The organism is Blautia faecis, assembly GCF_020554845.1.
Taxonomy (GTDB): Bacteria; Bacillota; Clostridia; order Lachnospirales; family Lachnospiraceae; genus Blautia_A; species Blautia_A faecis.
In genome coordinates this window covers 33447-52955 of sequence record NZ_JAJCIA010000021.1, presented here as the reverse complement: position 1 = coordinate 52955, position 19509 = coordinate 33447, and the positions used below count along the sequence as shown (strand labels likewise).

The following is a 19509-nucleotide window of genomic DNA, read 5'->3' as shown; positions in this document are numbered from 1 at the left end:
ATTAGAATTCTGCCTTAGACTATACCTCATCATATAACAGCATCAGAACCATCTGAGCTGTCTCTACCATATTTGTCCCGGAATCCATACTGCATTTCTGAATGTACCGGTATGCATCTTCTTCGCTTAAATGGTTTCGCTCCATAAGAAGAAACTTTGCGTTGGAAATGTAATTCTGCTCTTTCCAAGAACGCGTTTTCGGTTTCCTCTTCTCTTTTTTTAGCCGCCGCTCGATCTGGGACAACATCATATCCACCGTGTTTACCAAGTCGCTGACTTTCATTGGCATTTCCACAGTAAGGACGGATGTAGGCGCTTCCGCAATCACTCTTCCAGATGCCAGCAACAGCATTTCAAAATATGAAGGAATATCTTCCAGCACATCCTGGTAATACCGGTCCGTCAGCTTATAACCACAGATCAGAATACCTCCGTCCAACTCACTCATGCTGGCAAGTGCTGTTGAAGCAGTTGAACATACCGCAGCTACAGAAAAACCGTGCCGGTTCAATATGGTACGTATTTTCTTTGCGTCATCGATTTTCGGTAATGCAATTACAATGCTGCTGTTCATACCATGCTACTCTCTTATCTTAAATCTTGTATAAATACTGGCTGATTTCCCACTCGCTTACCTGTCTCATATAATTCAGCCATTCTTCCTTCTTGGCAGCTGCATATTCCTCACAGAACTTTTTACCAAGTACACTCTGGATCCAGGTGCTATTCTCGAAATGTGTAAGGGCATCATCCAGGTTCAGCGGAAGATTTCCAATATTCATAGCTTTCTGGTCAGATTCGGAAAAAGAACGATCCGATGCCTTGGTAGGATATAATTTCTGCTGAATTCCATCCAGACCGGCTGCAATGCAAACAGCAAACACAAGGTAAGGATTTGCAGATGCATCCGGGCTTCGAAGCTCGATTGCCAGGCTGTCTGATCTTAAATTGGAAATACGGATCAGAGAGTTCTGGTTATTCTTTGTCCAGGTCAGTTCTGTAGGAGCATCATAGCCAGGTACAAGTCTCTTGTAGGAATTCACAAGCGGATTGGTAATGGCGGCCATCTCTTCACTATGTGCAAGAAGACCACCGATAAAATGATAAGCATCCTCGCTGAGACCATTTACATCATCAGGATCAGCAAATATATTTTTTCCATCTTTATACAATGCAAAATGAATGTGCATACCGGAACCATTCACCTCAGCTCTCGGCTTTGGCATAAAGGTTGCATGAAGTCCATGCCGTTTTGCAATGGTGCGGACTGCCATTTTGAAAGTCATCACACAGTCAGCCATTTCATTTGCACCGGAAAATTTAAAATCAATCTCATGCTGTGCCGGAGCGGTTTCATGATGGGAAGATTCAATTTCATATCCCATATCTTCCAGATTCAGAACCATATCACGTCTTGCATTTTCTCCCAGATCCAGCGGGCTGATATCCAGATATCCAGCTTTTTCATGAGTCAGTGTAGTGGGAACTCCGTTATCATCTGTGTGAAATAAGAAAAACTCACATTCCGGATCCACTTCACAAACATAGCCTTCCTTAGCAGCCATCTCTACCACCTGTTTCAGAATATATCTCGGGCTTTTCTCAAGCGGCGTTCCATCTGAGCGGTAGATATCACAGAGCAGTCTGGCTACCTTTCCCTGCTGCGGACGCCACGGAAGAATGGTGAAAGTATTATAGTCCGGATGTAAATACATATCCGGCTCTTTCTCCCCTGCTATTCCGGCAATGTAGGAGCTGTCTACTACATATTCATTATCCAGTGCCCGGGGGAGCTCCCGAGCTGTAATCGCAATATTTTTCAAAGTACCGAACATATCGGTAAACTGAAGACGAATGAATTCTACATCCTCGTCTTCTGCCATCTGTAACACTTCTTCTCTGGTGTAATTCCCCATGGTGTTCTCTCCTTCTTTCACTCTCATGCCCTCATCCATCCATTACGCATGACTTATTTAAACAAAAAAGGCGCACTTCAAAAAGATACCCTTCTGAAGAACGCCCTTGTTCATGGAGGTAATTATAGCAATGAGGTCATGCTTTGTCAACTTATTTTTTACCACTTTACCATATCAGCGTTGTATAAAATGATGTACAAAATAATTATTTTGTATCAGAACGGAAAATCGGGAGCAAATTTAGTTTGCCCCCGACCATACTTTTTATATACTCTCTTTTTTATTTTCCCGACAGCGATTCAGCAGGTATTATTCCACAAAGCATTTTTTTGCCAACTTACAGATAAGAATATCCCATCAGGGATTCATCCACTGCCTTTGCGGCTTCTCTTCCTTCACGGATTGCCCATACTACCAGAGACTGGCCTCTGTGCATATCTCCTGCTGTGAAAACCCGCGGTACGCTGGTCTCATAGGCTTCCGGTTTTGTCTCTACGTTAGTTCTTGCAGTTGTTGCAACCTTAAATGCATCAGTCACATATTTCTGGCTTCCAAGGAAACCAGCTGCGATCAGTACCAGGTCTGCAGGGATCACTTCTTCCGTCCCCTCTACCGGAACCATCATCATACGGCCTGTTTTGGCATCTTTCTCGCTTTTCAGCTTTACGATCCGGGCCTGGCAGACATTTCCGTTTTTATCTTTGATAAATTCAGTAACGGTTGTCTGGTAAACCCGGGGGTCATGTCCAAACACTGCAATTGCTTCTTCCTGGCCATAGTCTGTTTTTAAGACCTTTGGCCATTCCGGCCATGGATTGGAAGCAGCACGCTCTGTTGGCGGCATTGGCATCATTTCCAGCTGTGTTACAGATTTGGCGCCGAGACGTACGGAAGTACCCACACAGTCATTTCCGGTATCACCACCGCCAATTACCAGCACATGTTTGCCTCTTGCCTCTTCATAAGGAGCTTTGGTAAAATCGCTGTCCAGAAGAGTTTTGGTGACTTTTTTCAAGAAGTCTACTGCAAAATAAATTCCCTTTGCATCTCTTCCCGGCACTTTAATATCACGGGGATTGGAAGCTCCGCAACAAAGGATTACACGGTCATATTTCTTCAAAAGTTCCTCTGCTGTAATATCCACTCCAACATTTGTATTTGTCACAAATTTCACACCCTCAGCTTCCATCAGCTTCAGTCTTCTGTCGATCACAGATTTCTCCAGCTTCATATTTGGAATGCCGTAACGAAGAAGTCCGCCGATCCGGTCACTTCTTTCGAATACAGTTACATTGTGACCTCTTCTGTTTAACTGCTGTGCTGCTGCAAGTCCGGAAGGACCGCTTCCGATAACTGCTATGGTCTTTCCTGTACGAACCTTCGGAGGCTGTGGAACAACCCAGCCTTCTGCATATGCAGTCTCAATGATGGCACGTTCATTTTCCTTAGTGGAAACAGGCTCTCCATTTAAGTTGCAGGTACAGGCTGCCTCGCAAAGTGCAGGACACACACGGGAGGTAAATTCCGGGAAGCTGTGTGTCTTGTTCAGACGAAGAAACGCCTGTTTCCAGTTTCCGGTAAATACCAGATCATTTGTCTCCGGCACCAGGTTGTGAAGCGGACATCCGGAAGCCATGCCGCCGATCATCATGCCTGCCTGGCAGAAGGGAACGCCGCAAGCCATGCAGCGTGCTCCCTGAAGTTTTTGTTTCTCTTTATTAAGAGGAGTACGGAACTCCTTGAAATTGGCAATTCTTACTTTTGGCGGCAGAACCTTTGCCGTCTCTCTGTTATATTCTAAAAATCCAGTCGGTTTTCCCACGATCTTCTGCCTCCTTAATGCTTAACTCCTATGCTTTCGTAGAATGCTTCCATCTGCGCCTGCTCACTGTTCAGACCTTTTTCCTCAAGCTTTGCACTTAATGTGATCATCTTCTTGTACTCATTTGGAATGAGTTTTTTGAAGTGAGGCAGATACATGTCAAACTGATCCAGAACCTTCTGTCCAAGCTCCGATCCCGTTGCAGCTACATGTGCTTCGATCAGATTTTTCAGTTCTTTTTTGTCATATTTATTATCTACTTTTTCAATAGAAATCATCGCTTTATTTAAGTTCTTATAAAGAACATTTTCCACATCCAGAACATAAGCGATACCGCCGCTCATACCTGCTGCAAAGTTTTTACCGGTTCTTCCAAGAACTACTACACGACCACCGGTCATGTACTCACAGCCGTGCTCTCCCACACCTTCCACAACTGCATTGGCACCAGAGTTACGAACTGCAAAACGCTCACCTGCCATACCGTTAATAAAGGCAGTTCCACTAGTTGCACCATAAAGAGCAACGTTGCCGACAATAATGTTATCTTCTGCTTTGTAACCGGCATTTTCCGGAGTCTTCAGGATCAGCTTGCCACCGGAAAGACCCTTTCCAAAGTAGTCGTTGCAGTCGCCGGTAAGCTTCAGAGTAAGACCCTTCGGGATAAAGGCACCAAAGCTCTGTCCTCCGGCTCCTGTACAATCAATCTCTACCGTGTCTTCCGGCAGTCCGTTTTTATTATTTCTGGTAATCTCCGCACCAAGGATTGTTCCAAATGCACGGTCTGTGTTCTTTACTTCTACCGAAAATCTGGTCTTCTCACCGCCATGAATTGCGCGACTGCATTTCTTCACAAGAACTTTCTCATCCAGAGTCTTCTCCAGCTGGAAATTGTACTCTGCTTTCGGATCAAAGGTTACCTCGCTGCCAACTTTTGCATATGGATTGTTCAAGATTGCACTAAGGTCTACTTTACCTTTGTGTGGCTCATCAACTGCATCTGTAGCAACCAGAAGATCTGTGCGTCCTACCATCTCTTTCAGGCTTCTCACACCCAGTTTTGCCATATATTCACGAAGCTCCTGGGCAATAAATTTCATAAAGTTCTCAACATATTCCGGTTTGCCTTTGAATCTCTTTCTCAGCTCCGGATTCTGGGTAGCTACACCAACCGGGCAGGTGTCCAGATTGCAGACTCTCATCATTACACAGCCCATAGTTACAAGAGGTGCTGTAGCAAAACCGAATTCCTCTGCACCAAGAAGTGCTGCAATTGCAACATCACGACCGCTCATCAGTTTACCGTCTGTCTCAATGCGGACACGGTTACGAAGTCCGTTCATAAGCAGTGTCTGATGGGTTTCAGCAAGCCCAAGCTCCCATGGAAGTCCTGCATTGTGAATGGAGCTTCTGGGTGCTGCACCAGTACCTCCATCATATCCGGAAATCAGGATTACCTGTGCACCAGCCTTTGCAACTCCGGCTGCAACCGTACCAACGCCAGCCTCAGAAACCAGCTTTACAGAAATATCTGCATATTTATTTGCATTTTTCAGGTCATAAATCAGCTCTGCCAGGTCCTCGATGGAATAGATATCGTGATGCGGCGGCGGGGAGATCAGAGAAACACCAGGTGTGGAGTGACGGGTTTTCGCAACCCATGGATAAACCTTCTTCGCCGGAAGATGTCCACCTTCACCAGGTTTTGCGCCCTGTGCCATTTTGATCTGGATTTCTCTTGCAGATACCAGATAACGGCTGGTAACACCGAAACGACCACTGGCTACCTGTTTGATCGCAGAACATCTGTCATCTTTTGTTCCTGCTGAATCCAGTCTTTCATTGCTTTCACCGCCCTCACCGGTATTTGATTTTCCATGAAGATGGTTCATTGCAATAGCAAGTGTCTCATGTGCTTCCTGAGAAATGGAACCATAGGACATGGCACCAGTCTTAAAATGCTTTACGATTTCATCAACACTCTCCACCTCTTCAAGAGGGATAGGATTTTCTGCATACTTAAAGTCCATAAGCGCACGAAGATTGCCGTGATTTTCCTTATCCACAAGATCTGTATACTGTTTGAACATCTCATAGCTGCCTGTTCTTGTAGACTGCTGAAGGAGATGAATGGTTGCCGGATTGTAACGGTGCTCTTCTCCCTGGCTTCTCATTTTGTGGGCACCCACACTATCCAGAGTAAGGTCTGTGGTAAGTCCTAACGGGTCAAATGCTTCTGAATGAAGCTTTTCTACATTCTCCTCAATATCTTCCAGTGTAATGCCTCCAACACGGCTTACAGTACCTGTGAAATATTTATCGATAACATCCTGAGATACACCAATTGCCTCGAAAATCTGAGATCCCTGATAAGACTGGATTGTAGAAATACCCATCTTGGAAGCGATCTTAACAATACCGCTGATAACTGCATGATTATAATCGTCTACAGCTGCATAATAATCCTTGTCCAACATATGGGTATCAATCAGCTCATGGATTGTCTCCAATGCCAGATATGGGTTGACTGCACTTGCGCCATAGCCCAGAAGAGTAGCAAAATGATGAACCTCTCTCGGCTCGCCGGATTCCAGGATAATAGCAAGAGAAGTACTCTTTTTCGTCTTTACAAGATGCTGATGTACTGCAGAAACAGCCAGCAGAGATGGAATCGGCATATGGTTTTCATCCACGCCTCTGTCGGAAAGTACCAGAATATTGGCACCGTCCCTGTATGCTTTATCAACTTCCACAAACAGACGGTCAATAGCACGCTCCAGCTTTGTGCTCTTATAATAAAGAGTGGAGACAACAGCCACCTTGAAGCCTTCGTGATGCATTTCCTTAATTTTCAGCATATCTGTATTGGTAAGGATCGGATTGTTAATCTTTAATACCTTGCAGTTCTCCGGAATCTGCTCCAGAAGGTTTCCGTCTTTTCCAACATAAACGCTTGTGCTGGTGACAATCTCCTCACGGATCGCATCGATCGGCGGATTGGTTACCTGTGCAAAAAGCTGTTTGAAGTAGTCAAAAAGCGGTCTGTTCTGTTTGGAAAATACTGCCAACGGTGTATCCACACCCATTGCGCCAATGCTCTCAGCACCATTTAACGCCATGTTTCGGATAGAAGTACGATACTGCTCGTAAGTGTATCCGAAAGCCTTCTGAAGACGAGAACGCTGTTCCTCTGTATATTCTTCCATTCTTTCGTTTGGAATCTTAATATCTTTTAAATGTACCAGATTGCTATCCAGCCATTCGCCGTATGGCTGTTTCTTCGCATACATCTCTTTTAATTCGTTATCGTCAATGATCTTGCCCTGAACCGTATCTACCAGAAGCATTTTTCCAGGATGAAGACGCTCTTTTAATATGATTTTCTCTTCCGGTACCGGCAATACTCCAACCTCAGAAGAAAGGATCATGCAGCCATCGGATGTTACGTAATATCTGGACGGACGAAGACCGTTACGGTCAAGCACTGCACCCATCACATCTCCATCTGAGAAAAGAATAGATGCAGGTCCATCCCATGGCTCCATCATAGTGGCATAATACTGATAGAAGTCACGTTTTTCCTGGGAAATGGTATCGTTATTTGCCCATGGCTCCGGAATGGTGATCATCACTGCAAGAGGAAGATCCATGCCGCTCATGGTAAGGAATTCCAGCGTATTATCGAGCATTGCAGAATCGGAACCATTTCGGTTGACTACCGGAAGGATTTTCTGCATTTCCCCTTCTAAGTATGGGGACTCCATATTTTCCTCTCTTGCCAGCATCTTATCTGCGTTTCCCCGGATAGTGTTGATCTCACCATTGTGCACGATCAGACGGTTTGGATGTGCTCTCTCCCAGCTTGGATTTGTGTTGGTACTGAAACGGGAATGTACCAATGCAATCGCAGATTCATAATCAAGGCTTTGAAGATCAGAGAAAAATGTACGAAGCTGTCCAACCAGAAACATACCTTTATAAACAATCGTACGGCTGCTCATAGAACATACGTAAGTGTTGTCATTACTCTGTTCAAACTCACGGCGGGCAATATACAGTTTACGGTCAAATGCGATGCCTTTTTCCAGATCATCCGGCTTTTTGATAAATGCCTGCATAATGCATGGCATGCACTCTCTTGCCTTATGTCCAAGAACCTCCGGAACTACCGGAACTTCTCTCCAGCCAAGGAACTCCAGTCCCTCTTTTTCCACAATGATCTCAAACATTTTTTTTGCCTGGGCACGTTTGATCTCGTGCTGTGGGAAAAAGAACTGGCCAATACCATATTCTCTTTCCTGGCCGATTTCGATTCCCTCTTTTTTACATGCTTTCTTAAAAAATTTATGGGAAATCTGAAGGAGGATACCAACGCCATCACCTGTTTTGCCTTCTGCATCTTTTCCGGCACGATGATCCAGATTCTCTACAATCCGCAATGCGTTGGCAACTGTATCATGGGATTTTTTGCCTTTGATATTGACAACTGCACCGATACCGCAGTTATCATGTTCAAATTCCTGACGGTAAAGTCCCTGCCTTTCCTTTATCACTTCTTTCATTTTCCTCATCCTTTCTATTGTTGATTAAGAGTTTCCTCTTTGTTTACTTTATCTACAGCTGCCTGGATAAATCCACGGAACAGCGGGTGAGCATGGTTCGGTCTTGATTTGAACTCCGGATGTCCCTGGGTTCCTACAAAGAATGGGTTTGCCGGAATCTCGATCATTTCCACAATGTGACCATCAGGAGAAGTTCCTGCTATGGTCATGCCTTTTTCTGCCAGTTCTTTGCGATATGCATTGTTAACTTCATAACGATGTCTGTGACGTTCCTGAATTTCTTTCTGTCCGAAAAGTTCCAGGGATAAAGAACCATCCGCAAGCACACATGGATAACTTCCAAGGCGCAGGGTTCCTCCAAGATCTTCCACATCTTCCTGGTCTGGCATAAGGGCAATTACCGGATTGGTAGTTTCTGGTGCAAGTTCAATGCTGTTTGCATCTTCATAACCAAGTACATGACGGGCAAATTCTACGATTGCCATCTGCATTCCAAGACAGATTCCAAGGTATGGGATCTTATGCACGCGGGCATACTGGGCAGCCAGGATCATTCCTTCTGTTCCTCTTCCGCCGAAACCACCTGGAACCAGGATTCCATCTACCTGGTAAAGCCTCTGATCCAGGTTCTTCTCGTTTAACTCTTCGGAATCAATCCAGGTAATCTCTACTTTCGCCTTGCATGCGATTCCGCCATGTTTCAGAGCTTCCACCACACTGAGGTATGCATCATGAAGCTGGGTATATTTTCCTACCATAGCAATGTTTACAGTTTTATCCGGATGGCGGAGATTTTCTACCATAGCTTCCCAGTCCGTAAGGTCTGGTTTTCTTTTTTCAAGTCCCAATGACTGCATGACCACATCTGCCAGTTTTTCACGTTCCATCGCAAGTGGGGCCTCATACAGATACTCTACATCCAGATTCTGAAGTACATGGCTTACCGGCACGTTACAGAACAGGGCAATTTTTGCTCTCAGGTCGTCGGTCAGCGGATATTCACTTCTGCATACCAGAACATCCGGCTGGATTCCCATTGCCTGAAGCTCCTTTACACTGGCCTGGGTTGGTTTTGTTTTCATTTCTCCTGAAGCTTTCAGGTATGGAATCAGGGTTACATGGATAAGGATTGCATTTTCATGCCCCACATCATGCTGAAACTGTCTGATGGATTCCAGAAATGGCTGGCTTTCAATATCTCCTACTGTTCCGCCGACTTCGATAATGGCAATCCTGTTTTCATCCGGGGATTTTGCGCGATAGAAGCGGCTTTTGATTTCATTTGTAATATGAGGGATTACCTGTACGGTTCCTCCTCCAAAGTCTCCATGACGTTCTTTTTGTAAAACGGACCAATAAATTTTTCCGGTAGTTACATTGGAATTTTTATCCAGGCTTTCATCAATGAATCGTTCATAATGGCCAAGATCCAGGTCGGTCTCAGTTCCATCGTCTGTTACGAAGACTTCTCCATGCTGAATAGGGTTCATGGTTCCGGGATCAATGTTGATGTAAGGGTCAAATTTCTGCATTGTGACCTGAAAACCTCTTGCCTTTAAAAGTCGCCCAAGTGAAGCTGCTGTGATTCCCTTTCCCAGTCCTGACACAACACCGCCAGTGACAAAAACGTATTTTACTGCCATCTTTCGATTTCCTCCTCCAATTGCTTTTAATGTGTTCTAATATGTAAAAAAGGCGTCAAAGAGGAGGATTAGGGGGCACTTAACCTATCCATTTCTCTTTGACGCCTTTGTCAAAACAAATTCTTATTCAAAAATATGGTATATAATATATCATTTTTTTGGCTTTGTCAATCCACTTTTTTGCTATTTAGTTGATTAAAAGTTCTTCAATGCGGACGCATTTGGGCAATGTGTATTACTCACTCGCCGGCGCAACGCTCCAGCAAACTAATCGCTAACTGCGACTAATGCGTTCGGGAGAGCCCTCACGCATAAGTCTCCGTAAGCGCTGGATTTCGCTTGCGCTAAGGGCGCGCCTGAAATGGCTCGCTGGAGTAATACACATTGCCCAAATGCTGTGTACTGGCTGGGACTTGCTGGTTGGTAAGAACTTTTAACGAAGGGGGAGGGGAGTGATTGGTTTCCCGATACTTTCTTGACAACGATAGATTAGAAAAAACAATAAAGTTGCGGGATACCAATTACTTCCCCCCACCCCCGTTGTTGTCGTTACTGTTTCTTTCTTCCCTTTCCAGTAACCAGCGATTTTGCAATGTATATTCGCAAGCCGCGCATTTCAGGAGCGGTTTTAGTGGAGGCGAGATCCATGACTTACGGAGACTTAGGCGCGAAGGCTCTCCTGAGCGTCTTAGTCGTAGTTAGTCATTAGCTTGCCGGAACGTTGCGACGCGCGGCGGTGAATATACATTGTGAAATCGCGTCCGGGATAACGACCAACCAATTAAATAGCAATTTGGGTTATAAAAAAAACAGATGCTGTCGGGATGCCATGCTGTCTCATATTTCAAGTCGTTCCCGGCAATATCTGTTTTTTACGATTTTTATGGACACCTTAAAAGGTGCCAGTTTACAACTGCTTAATCAGGCAACTGCAAACTTCTGTAATGTACGGTTAAATTCCTTGCTCTCGCCATGGCACTGTACAGTAAGAACCCTTGTAAGATCCATGCTCAGAACTCCCAGAATGGATTTTGCATCAATGATGATTCTGTTATAGAAAACATCTATGTCAAAATCACATTTACCCGCTGCCCTTACGAATTCCTGAACATCTTCCTTCGCATTCAGCTTAATCTGCTTCTGACACATCGTTATCACCCTTTCTGTTTTACAGGAATTATAGTTTCCTTTTCTATCAAAATCAAAGACTCTTGAAAACGTTTTCCTTTGATCGAGGCAAATTATGCACCAAGTCTCCATATTTGTCAAGTTTTTTTCTCGCACACTTTTTTATAACATTTCAGAAATAATTATACCGATTGCACAAATATGCAATCGGTATTTTGGTAGTTATGCACTATTTTATTGTTATGAATGTTCTGGAACAACCTGTATAAGCGAAATTATTTCTCTCATATCTTATGAATTTCAAAATCATTTTGTAAATTATTCTCATCTGGAATTACCATCGGATACTTTCCGTCAAAGCATGCCTTGCAAATAGGAAGTCCACCTGCCATGCCCTCCAGATAATCAATCTCCATATAACCAAGGGAATCGGCCCCTATCATCTTACAGATTTCTTCTGTGGAGTGCTGTGCTGCGATCAGCTGGTCATTGCTTGGCACATCGGTTCCGAAATAGCATGGATGTAAAAATGGCGGGGAACTGATCCTTACGTGTACTTCAAGAGCGCCTGCTTCTTTCAGCATGCGGATCAGGTTTGCTATGGTGGTTCCACGGACAATAGAATCATCCACAAGTACAATGCGTTTTCCTTTTACAACTGCATCCAATACGCTCAGCTTCAGATGAACGCTGGATTCTCTCTCCTTCTGAGTAGGTTTGATAAAAGTTCTGCCGATATAAGAGTTCTTATAAAATGCAAATCCGAATGGAATACCAGATTCTTCAGAAAATCCCTTGGCTGCAGGAAGACCGGATTCTGGAACGCCGGTGACAAGATCTGCCTCCACAGGATAAGATTTTGCAAGGGATTTACCGCCACGTATACGTGCGTCATAAACCTTTACACCGTCCATGGTACTGTCCAGTCTTGCAAAATAGATATATTCAAAAACACAGTGAGCACGTTTTTTCACAGTATCTGCAAGAGTCCTGTCTGACTTCACGCCCTTGCGGCTGATCGTAATCATCTCACCAGGTTCGATATCACGGATAAACTCGGCACCTACAGAAGTAAGTGCACAGCTCTCAGAAGCCAGCACGTAAGCATTGTCCCTTTTTCCAAGGCAGAGAGGCTTTAAGCCATAGGGGTCACGGACTCCGATCAGCTTACGGGGGCTCATGATCACAAGGCCGTATGCGCCTTGTAGCTTCCTGGCTGTATTCAGGACCGCCTCCTCTACACAGCTGGTATGTACCCGCTCTCTGGCTACATGAAATGCAATCACTTCTGAGTCAGTGGTGGTATGAAAAACTGCTCCGCTCTGGATCAGTTCCCATTTCAGTGTCCCAGTGTTAACAAGGTTTCCATTGTGTGCCAGTGCCAGACTTCCTTTTACATAAGATAAAACCAAAGGCTGTGCGTTCTCTGCAACGGATGCTCCTGTTGTGGAATAGCGTACATGTCCGATTCCGATATCACCGCTCATCTTATGGAGTGTATCCTCGCGAAGCACCTCGCTTACCAGACCAAGATCTTTGTGAAACTTAACATTTCCAATAGGTCCCTTAGTATCCGATACTGCCAGGCCACAGGCTTCCTGACCACGGTGCTGCAAAGAAGTCAGACCATAGTAAATAGAAGACGTCACATCATTTCCATCCAGGTCATAGATTCCGAAGACACCACACTCTTCTTTAATCTCTGCCATTTGTTTTCCTCCTCGGTACTGAGTTTTATTTTAATGATCAAATCCAATCTCAAAAATGCATCCCATTTCGTCGATTTTGCGTATCGCCAAATAAATTTACAGCCAAGGACGTATCGTTATGCAAGCACGCTCACATATCTTACTGTAAATTTGCCTGGCTCTGAACAAAAATTATAATGGAAGAAACCTATTTGTCAAGTATGCCTATCCTAATTTGAGCAAGAACTTTTTTCAGTCAACCGCAAAATCTTTTTGGAATTTTTTTCAAAAAAACTATTGACATCTGTTTTTTTTTGAGTATACTACAGAACATAAAGCAAAGGCGCTTTGGAATACAGAAATGTATCCAAGGCGCCTTTTTCTTTTATCAAAAATAAGGATGAAGAAAGACATGAAAAGTGAAAGGAGCGTATCCGTTATGACACAGAATATTCCCGAAATCTATGGAAGTCTTGTTTTCAACGACAGGATTATGCGCAGTAAATTACCTAAGGACATGTACAAAGCACTGAAAAAGACCATCGAAAATGGTACTCACCTGGAGCTTGATGTTGCAAACTCCGTTGCAGTAGCCATGAAAGAATGGGCAATCGAAAATGGTGCTACTCATTATACACACTGGTTCCAGCCTATGACAAATGTAACAGCTGAGAAACACGACAGCTTCATTTCCCCAACAGGCGATGGACAGGTGATCATGGATTTCTCCGGAAAAGAACTTGTAAAAGGTGAACCGGATGCTTCCAGTTTTCCATCCGGCGGTCTTCGTGCTACTTTTGAAGCAAGAGGATACACAGCATGGGATCCAACATCACCGGCCTTCATTAAAGACGGAACCCTTTACATTCCTACAGCATTCTGTTCCTACAGCGGTGAGGCACTTGACAAAAAGACTCCTCTCCTTCGCTCTATGGATACCTTAAATAAAGCAGCCGTAAACATGCTTCACGTTCTTGGAAACAAGGGAATTAAACATGTTTCCACAACAGTAGGACCTGAGCAGGAATACTTCCTGGTTCCAAAGGAGCTTTATAAAGAAAGAAAAGATCTTGTATTCTGTGGACGTACCTTACTTGGTGCTCCAGCTCCTAAGGGACAGGAAATGGAAGATCACTACTTTGGAACTCTGAAGCCAAAGGTTGCAGCTTACATGCATGATCTTGATGTAGAACTCTGGAAGCTTGGCATTCCTGCAAAAACAAAACATAACGAGGTTGCTCCTGCACAGCATGAGCTGGCTCCTGTATTTGATACCACAAATGTAGCCGTTGACCACAACCAGCTGACAATGGAAATCATGAAAAAGGTTGCTGACAAACATGATCTGGTTTGCCTGCTTCACGAAAAACCATTTGAGGGAATCAATGGAAGTGGTAAGCACAACAACTGGTCCATGATCACAGATGATGGCGTAAATCTTCTGGATCCTGGAAAAACACCATCTGAAAACATTCAGTTTCTTGTCTTCTTAATGGCAGTTATTAAAGCAGTTGATGAATATGCTGATCTTCTTCGTATCTCCGTTGCAAGTGCAGGAAATGATCACAGACTTGGTGCCAACGAGGCTCCGCCCGCAGTTGTATCTATTTTCCTTGGTGATGAACTTACAGAAGTTCTGAAGTCTATCGAAAATGATACTTACTTTACTTCTCACGGCGCTGTACAGATGGATATCGGAGCAATTGTTCTGCCACACTTTGTAAAAGACAATACTGACAGAAACCGTACTTCACCATTTGCATTTACCGGAAACAAATTCGAGTTCCGTATGCTTGGTTCTGCTGCTTCTGTTGCAAACCCGAATATTGTATTGAATACAGCTGTTGCGGAAGCTCTTGACCAGTTTGCCAAAGAGCTTGATGGTGTAGCTCCGGAAGATATGGAACATGCAGTTCATGAACTGATTAAGAGAGCCATTAAGAAACACAAACGTGTGATCTTCAACGGTAACGGTTATACAGATGAGTGGATTGAAGAGGCTGAAAAACGTGGTCTTTACAACCTGAAGTCTACCCCGGATGCTCTCCCAATGTGGATTGCCCAGAAGAATATCGACCTGTTCACAAAGCACAGCATTTTCACCAGCGAAGAGCTGCACTCCCGTTATGAAATCTGGCTTGAGAACTACTCCAAGACCATCAACATCGAATCTAATACAATGGTTGAAATGGTTCAGAAAGACCTTCTTCCATCTGTTATGTCTTATATTGAAGAAATTGCAAGCACAGCAAGCCTGAAAGCATCTGTTGTACCTGGAATCACCTGTGAGAGTGAAACTACTCTTATCACCAAGCTGTCCGGACTTCAGGATGCTATGACAAAAGGTCTTGAGAAGCTGAAATCTGATACAGCAAAAGCAAAAGCAACTGAAGATGTTCTGGAAAATGCAAAACTGTATCAGACTGAAGTACTTGAGGACATGGAGGAATTGAGAAAATCTGCTGATGAAGCTGAAACTCTCATTCCGGATGATCTGCTTCCATATCCTACATATGGAAAACTTCTCTTCTATATCTGATCAGATTTACAGAGGAGAATTCTAAATGAAAGAAACTGTTCCTGTTTTTGGAATTTGTTTCTCACACAGGTAAATACAGGGGATATCTATTATGAAACTCTACTTCATAATTCATTATCGATTTCCTCATCCATTAATCACACGATACGGATATCCCCTGTTTTACATATTAATTTTACAACTGAATATTTCGTTACTGTTCACTGGTAACATTCCGCAAGGTGTTTTTTGTAAACAAAGTTCACAGAAAACCCGAGAATTAAGTTTGCGCAGCAAACGCTACTTCTTGTGCCTGTCACAAGAAGGTTCGTCTTTCTGTGCATCGCGAAGCGTGTTACTGGTCACAGAGTGAACAGTAACAATATTTCTGCAGACGCAGATAATATACCAGGATCGTAAAGGCGCGAAAGAAAAAACAAATTTGTTTTCTCTTTCGCGCTTTTTGATATTAAAAACGTGTTTTTCGAAACATTTCGAAAAGTGCGAAAAGAGGGAGGAAATTATTATGAATTATTCAGCAGTAAACACGATCTGGGTACTTGTTGGTGCCGCGCTGGTCTTCTTTATGCAGGCCGGATTTGCTATGGTGGAGACAGGTTTCACCAGAGCCAAAAATGCAGGTAACATTATTATGAAAAACCTGATGGATTTCTGTATCGGTACTCCGGCTTTCTGGCTGGTTGGCTTTGGAATCATGTTCGGTGCAGGAAACGGCTTCTTCGGAAGAATCGGTGGTATCGCTTCAGAAGCAAATTATGGCAGTGCAATGCTTCCTGACGGAGTTCCGTTCTGGGCATTCCTGATTTTCCAGACAGTCTTCTGTGCTACTTCCGCTACAATTGTTTCCGGTGCTATGGCTGAGAGAACCAAATTCTCATCGTATTGTGTATACAGTCTTATGATCAGCCTTGTAGTATATCCGATTTCCGGTCACTGGATCTGGGGCGGCGGTTTCATCAGTCAGATGGGCTTCCATGATTTCGCAGGTTCCTGTGCAGTACATATGGTAGGTGGTGTGGCCGCCTTTATCGGTGCCGTCATTCTTGGACCACGTATCGGAAAATATTCCAAAAGTGGAAAATCAAAAGCAATTCCAGGTCATAACCTGACAGTCGGTGCACTTGGTGTATTTATCCTCTGGTTCTGTTGGTTTGGTTTCAACGGTGCTTCCACTGTATCCATGGAAGGCGATGCAATTGTAAGTGCAGGAAAAATCTTCGTTACCACAAACCTTGCCGCTGCAGTTGCAACTGTAACTGTTATGATGATCACATGGATCCGTTATAAAAAACCAGATGTGTCCATGTCCCTGAACGGATCTCTTGCAGGTCTTGTTGCAATTACTGCAGGATGTGATACCGTATCTCCTACATCTGCTGCTATTATCGGTATTGCAGCTGGTTTTATTGTAGTATTTGGTATTGAATTTATTGATAAAGTATTAAAAGTTGATGATCCGGTTGGTGCTGTTGGTGTCCATGGCTTAAACGGTGCATTTGGTACTCTCGCCGTTGGTCTTTTCTCCGACGGATCTGGTACAGACTGGAAAGGTCTTCTTGTTGGCGGCGGTTTCCACGGATTTGGTGTACAGCTTGCCGGAATGTTTATCACAATTGCATGGGTTGCAGTTACAATGACAATTATTTTCCAGGTTATCAAACATACTATGGGTCTTCGAGTATCTGCTGAAGAGGAGATTCAGGGTCTTGATATAAAAGAACATGGTCTTGCAAGTGCTTATGACGGATTTGCTATTCGCGATGCTGTTGCTTCTGTTCCCACTCCTATGGGAACTTCCAGAGAATTTACCGCTGCTCCCAGACCTTCTGCTCCAGCTGAATTCATTCCGGAAATCCCGGCAGACGGCGTTCATAAGCTTACAAAGGTTGTTATCATTACCCGTCAGAACAAGCTGGAAGAGTTTATGCAGGCTATGAATGAAATCGGCGTAACCGGAATCACCATTACAAACGTTCTTGGCTGTGGTGTCCAGAAAGGGGCTCCTGCTTACTATCGTGGCGTTGAGATGGATATGAACCTGCTTCCGAAAGTCAAGATTGAAATTGTTGTCAGCCTTGTTCCTGTTCAGAAGGTTATCGAAACCGCTAAGAAAGTTCTTCATACTGGTCAGATCGGTGATGGAAAAGTTTTCGTATATGATATCGAAAACGTTGTCAAAATCAGAACTGGCGAGGAAGGTTACCTGGCATTGCAGGATACTCACGAAGAGTAATAAATCACTTTGACGTCTTACTACATTTTTGTTTCCCTTATTTAAAAACAGCCCCTGGAATTTTTTCCGGGGCTGTTTTTTCTATACATTTCCGTCACACATATTCGTCAATGCTGCTTCCTATACAATTTTTTTGTTATCCGTTATATTTCCGCAAAAGCTTTTCCAGCTCTTCTGAAATCTTTTTCGCTTCCTCATACTTGCCTGCCTGAAGTGCGAAAGCAATCCGGTTCTCCAGTTCTTTTTTCTTCTGCTCATATTCCAGATAATCCTTATCAAAGTGGTCGGCGTAAATCATCTTTCGGAATTTTCGCATACTTACCTTGCGAAGGCCCTTATCCTCTGTGAGAAGCACATAATCCATGCAGTTGGCTACGGTATAAAAATCATGGGAAACCATGAGAACTGTCCCATTGTATTTCTCTACCGCCTGCTCCAGTGCCAGTTGGGAATATGTGTCCAGATGACTGGTTGGCTCATCCAGTAGCAGCAGACCTGCACCTGTTCTGGAAATCTTCGCAAGCTGGAGAAGATTCTTTTCTCCACCAGACAGATCACATACCGAACTGTAGATCAGTTCTTCCTCAAAACCATAGGTTTTCAGGTAAGCTATCACCTGATCATCGGTATCAAAGCCTGCATCCTCAAAATTTTTAAGAACAGTGGCCTTCTCATCAAATACCTCCCCATGCATCTGGGAAAGATATGCCATCTTAACATTTTCGCCAAGACGGATTGCCGGGTTTTCTCCTTTGATAACATCACGAAGAAGGGTCGTCTTTCCAGTACCGTTTGGTCCCACAATTGCAACCTTATCCCCTGCATGAAGAACAAAGGAAACATGTTCCATAATCTCCCGGTCAAAGGTCACATTATAGTCTTCTACACTTAACACTATCTTCTCAGCTTCATTTTCTGCATTCGCATCTCCCAACTCGGATTTTCTTTCACTTTCCAAAGCTTCTTCCGGATTTTCACCAGAAACTTCCGCATCAAAAACCTCATCTGCATGAAATACGATCTCCGGCTGCTTAATATCCACAAATGGAGACTTTGTCTTTCTCGCTTCCAGACGTTCCAAAAGGGAAACTCGCGCATGCAGGCTTCTTCCCCTTGTTGCACTGTCAATGGCAGTAGCGCTGTTTCGAAGACGCTCTACAATCTTGCGGTTACGCTCGATTTCCTCCATATCTGCCGCAGCCAGCTCCTGCTGCTCAATTTTCATCTGCAAAAGTGCAAAATTATAATCCACATAATTGCCATCAAATTCCTGCATCTCCGTATTTTCCAGATGGAGGATCTTGTTGAAGCAATGATTCAGAAGATAGCGGTTGTGGGTGATCACAAGCAATGTTCCCTTATGGGAATTGATCAGATTCCGAAGTGCATTTAAGTGCTGAAAATCCAGGAACACATCTGGCTCATCCATAATAATAAATTTCGGGCTGATCATCATCTCCCGGATGGCCTGCACCAGTTTGAACTCTCCACCGCTTAAATTTGTAAGAAGCTGATCTTCATACCCAGCCAGCCCCGCTGTTTTCAGCTGCTTGCGAATATTACTTTCGTAAAAGTCACCGTCAATGGCATTAAATTCATCTAAAGTCTGCTGATATTCCTCCATCAGCTCCTCCAGATGATCTGTAACTGCCATATCCTCGCAGATCTGGTTGATCTTATTCTGAAGCCTTACAAATTCTTCACTGATGTAATCAAATACCGTAACCTCTTTTTCTCTCTCAATGGTGTAAAACTGACTGACATATCCAATCCTTCCAGGTACATCCACGATCAGCTTTCCATCGTATAAATATTTATCCGGATAAAGGATCATGTTCACCAGTGTACTCTTACCGGTTCCATTGGTTCCGATAAAGGCACAATGCACATCATCCTCCAGGGTAAATGAAATTTTATTATATAACTCTTTATGTGGAAAAGAATAGGATAAATTCTCTGCTTTAATCATAAGTACTCC

At 43.8% G+C, this 19509-nt stretch carries 10 protein-coding genes; 2 read left to right on the top strand and 8 right to left on the bottom strand.

The features are described 5' to 3' along the window. Positions 1-19 precede the first annotated feature (19 nt). The 7 genes from LIZ66_RS11410 to purF form a co-directional block, all read right to left on the bottom strand. Complete coding sequence (locus tag LIZ66_RS11410; protein ID WP_173770057.1) at positions 20-574, bottom strand: ANTAR domain-containing response regulator; 555 nt, start codon at positions 572-574, stop codon at positions 20-22. A gap of 19 nt (positions 575-593) precedes the next feature. Beyond that, positions 594-1916 carry a type I glutamate--ammonia ligase gene (gene glnA / locus LIZ66_RS11405; protein WP_148462972.1) on the bottom strand — a complete coding sequence of 441 codons (1323 nt, stop codon included), beginning with the start codon at positions 1914-1916 and terminating at the stop codon, positions 594-596. A 337-nt stretch (positions 1917-2253) separates the two neighbouring features. Beyond that, positions 2254-3738 carry a glutamate synthase subunit beta gene (locus LIZ66_RS11400; protein ID WP_204452241.1) on the bottom strand — a complete coding sequence of 495 codons (1485 nt, stop codon included), beginning with the start codon at positions 3736-3738 and terminating at the stop codon, positions 2254-2256. Between the two features lie 14 nt (positions 3739-3752). Continuing rightward, positions 3753-8309 carry a glutamate synthase large subunit gene (gltB, locus tag LIZ66_RS11395; RefSeq protein WP_408611531.1) on the bottom strand — a complete coding sequence of 1519 codons (4557 nt, stop codon included), beginning with the start codon at positions 8307-8309 and terminating at the stop codon, positions 3753-3755. A 5-nt stretch (positions 8310-8314) separates the two neighbouring features. Further along, positions 8315-9943 carry a CTP synthase gene (locus LIZ66_RS11390; protein WP_118578480.1) on the bottom strand — a complete coding sequence of 543 codons (1629 nt, stop codon included), beginning with the start codon at positions 9941-9943 and terminating at the stop codon, positions 8315-8317. 921 nt (positions 9944-10864) lie between these two features. After that, a complete protein-coding gene (locus LIZ66_RS11385; RefSeq protein ID WP_118580104.1) occupies positions 10865-11092 on the bottom strand; it encodes an HPr family phosphocarrier protein in 228 nt (75 codons plus the stop codon). Positions 11093-11355: 263 nt separating this feature from the next. Further along, a complete protein-coding gene (gene purF, locus LIZ66_RS11380; RefSeq protein ID WP_118580101.1) occupies positions 11356-12780 on the bottom strand; it encodes an amidophosphoribosyltransferase in 1425 nt (474 codons plus the stop codon). 418 nt (positions 12781-13198) lie between these two features. Here purF and LIZ66_RS11375 point away from each other — a divergent pair, with 418 nt between their 5' ends. Then, positions 13199-15298 (top strand): glutamine synthetase III family protein, encoded by a 2100-nt coding sequence (locus tag LIZ66_RS11375; protein WP_227200970.1) that lies wholly within the window; start codon positions 13199-13201, stop codon positions 15296-15298. A 505-nt stretch (positions 15299-15803) separates the two neighbouring features. Then, positions 15804-17531, top strand: coding sequence for an ammonium transporter (locus LIZ66_RS11370; RefSeq protein ID WP_227200964.1), 1728 nt, complete (start codon positions 15804-15806; stop codon positions 17529-17531). A 136-nt stretch (positions 17532-17667) separates the two neighbouring features. Here the strand turns inward: LIZ66_RS11370 and LIZ66_RS11365 are convergent, their stop codons facing one another. Further along, entirely contained in the window at positions 17668-19500 is a 1833-nt protein-coding gene (locus LIZ66_RS11365) for an ABC-F family ATP-binding cassette domain-containing protein (protein ID WP_227200965.1), read from the bottom strand. Positions 19501-19509: the final 9 nt, after the last annotated feature.